Consider the following 3,112-nt stretch of genomic DNA (forward strand, 5'->3'; position numbering starts at 1 on the left):
ATTGCTTACGCTTCGATTAAATTACACGAGACTTAAATGGGTAACCCTATTATTAAATTTGAGCAATAATCAAAGAGTATTCGTAGAAATGGGCACGCTCCATAACTGCGAAACGTTATAGCCAATGCTAAAAAAATACAACTGCAACTAATAACAAGAGTAGCATAAAAAAATAAAGATATGGACGACAAAAACTACAAATCAATTCTTATGAAAAGCCCTTTCGGCTTTGCGTACCATAAGATTATAGTTGATGAACAGGGAAAACCCACCGATTATGAATTTTTGGAAGTCAACCCTGCCTTTGAACGCATCACCGGACTAAAAGCCAAAGAAATAATTGGCAAAACCGTGTGTGAAGTACTGCCCGGTATCCGCGAAGGCAATTTCGACTGGGTGCAATATTACGGGGATATCGCCCTTGATGGTGGTGAAAGCGAGTTTGAACAATATTCAAAACCAATGGGCAGTTGGTACAAGGTGCATGCCTATTCAAACCAAAAATACTATTTCTCAACCGTTTTTACTGATATCTCAGCACAAAAGTCTCTTTCAGATATTGCTGCCACATTTAATAATTTCACAGCACAAACCATCGACATGCAATACGTGGCCGACAAAGCCCGGGAAATATCCGGCGCTACCTATGCCGTGCTGAACAAGTTCGATGAAAAAGGACGCGATTTTTCAACCATCGCTTTTTCGGGTATGAATAAACATATCGAAAAAGGCATTTCCTTGCTCGGCTTCGACCCCCGTGGCAAAAAGTGGGTGTACGACCCCGAGCGGCAGAAAAAAATCGATAAGCAAAAAACTACGATTTTTCAGCAGCTTACTGATTTAACCGGAACCACAATTCCCGAAAAAATCATTACTCTGTTAAGCAAAACCTTTAACATCGGGCAGGTTGCCGTGGTAAAAACCACAAGCGAAAACACCATGCTTGGCGATTTTGTCCTATTTTTTAAACGCGGCAGCCAATTGCAAAACCGGGAAACCCTCGAAACTTATGCCGACCTTACAGGCATGTTATTGAGCCGGATAGATGAGGAAAGAAAAGTGATAAATGAACAAGCAAGGCTCAAAACAATCACCGACAACATGACCGACTTTGTTTGGGAAATCGACCTGCAACTAAACTTCACCTACATCAGCCCATCGGTGGAAAGGATTTTAGGTTTTTCTGCCGACCAATACCTGCATCTGAGCATTGAAGAACGATATTCGCCCGAAACCCTGCAAAAAATACATTCCCTTTTGCATGAAGAACTCGAAAAGGAAAAAGACCCGGCAGTGGACAAAAACCGCAGCCGCACCATCGAAATTAAAGAATGCAGGAAAGACGGCAGCATGGTTCCGATGGAAATTCATGTTAGCTTCGTACGCGACGAAAATGGAGTCCCCATTGGCTTGCAGGGCATTTCGCGTGACATCACCGAGCGCAAGCAGGCGGAGGAGAAAATTCGGGAAAGCGAAGAACAATTCCGTAAAATGTTTAATGATCACGCTGCAATTATGCTTTTAATCGATCCGGAAAGCGGTGCGATTACTAATGCGAACTCTGCGGCTCAGTTATTTTACGGATATTCTCATCAACAGCTATGCGATCTGCGTATCCAGGAAATAAACCAATTATCAAATGATGAGGTAGCAAAGGAGATACAAAATGCACGAAATCAACATCTAAATTATTTCACCTTCCCCCATAAATTGAAGAATGGTCAAATTCGCACAGTCGAAGTCCATTCAACACCAATGGAAATAAATAATGAAAAAATGCTCTTTTCGATCATTCACGACATCACCGAGCGCAAGCAGGCGGAGGAAGAATTACTTATTGCCAAAGAAGAGGCGGAAGCAAATGAACAAAAGTACCAGATGCTTTTCGATTCAAACAAGGACAGTATTTCTCTTATGAGTCTCAATACTGATGGAAAACCATCCCACTTCATTGAATTTAATAAAGCAGCTTGCGAGATGTTTGGTTATACCAGAGAAGAATTACTGCTGATGAAACTCGAAGAATTGGAGGTGCCAGTTCTGGAAAATATTATGCTTCAAAGGATAGAATCTCTTCAAACGAAAGGCAGTGTTGATTTCGAAACAATTATCAGGGATAAAGCCGGAAATGACAGACATACTGAGGTAAAAGTCATTCTGATAAATTATCAGAACCAGCCTGCATTGATGAACATTACTAGAGATATCACCGCGCGCAAGCAGGCGGAGGAAGCGCTACAAAAAAGCGAATATCGATTTCGAAAAATTATTGAAACTTCACCCGATGGTATTGCCATTGCTGCACTGGATGGAACAATACAGTTTGTAACGGAGAAAAGTGGTTCTATGTGGGGTTATGACGCAACAGATGAGCTGTTAGGCAGAAATATCATGGAATTTCTTCATCCTGATTATCATGAAAAAGCGATTTATTTGATAAATGAGTTGTTCAATGGCACTTTGACAGGAGCTAGCGAATATCTGATGGTACGAAAAGATGGAAGTACATTTTATTCTGAAGTCAATGCCAATATTCTTCTCGATGCCAGCAATATTCCAACTGGTGTTTTGTATGTCGAACGCGACATCACCGAGCGCAAGCTGGCGGAGGATGCATTGCGCGAAAGTGAGAAAAAATACCGTTTGCTTACCGAAAATATGGTAGATGTAATTTGGGTTCTGAATGCAAATACCGGTAAATTTACTTATATCAGCCCATCGGTATTTCAATTAAGAGGTGTAACTGCAAGTGAAGCTATGAATGAAAGTATAGAAGATTCGCTAACGCCTGATTCGGTTTTAATAGTAAAGGACACGATAACCAAAAATGTAAATACTTTTATTGCACATCCCGAAGTAACGGATTATTATATTAATGAACTGCAACAGTATTGTAAAAATGGAGAGATTATCTGGATTGAAGTATCAACACAATTCAGCTTCAACCCTTCAGGTGATATCGAAATTCTTGGTGTAACCAGGAATATTGAGGAAAGAAAAAAAACGGAAGCCGAAATAATTCAGAAAAACAAAGAACTTTCAAATATCAACGCCGAAAAAGACAAATTTTTCTCTATCATAGCCCACGATCTCAAAAGTCCTTTCAATGGAA

1 protein-coding gene is annotated in these 3,112 nt (G+C 40.4%); it reads left to right on the top strand.

The window, feature by feature from the left end:
• Nucleotides 1-180: 180 nt before the first annotated feature.
• Nucleotides 181-3,112 (top strand): PAS domain S-box protein (locus tag HNS38_RS19855; protein ID WP_172346980.1); only part of this gene is annotated, 2,932 nt, incomplete at its 3' end.

The organism is Lentimicrobium sp. L6 (assembly GCF_013166655.1).
Classification (GTDB): domain Bacteria; phylum Bacteroidota; class Bacteroidia; order Bacteroidales; family UBA12170; genus UBA12170.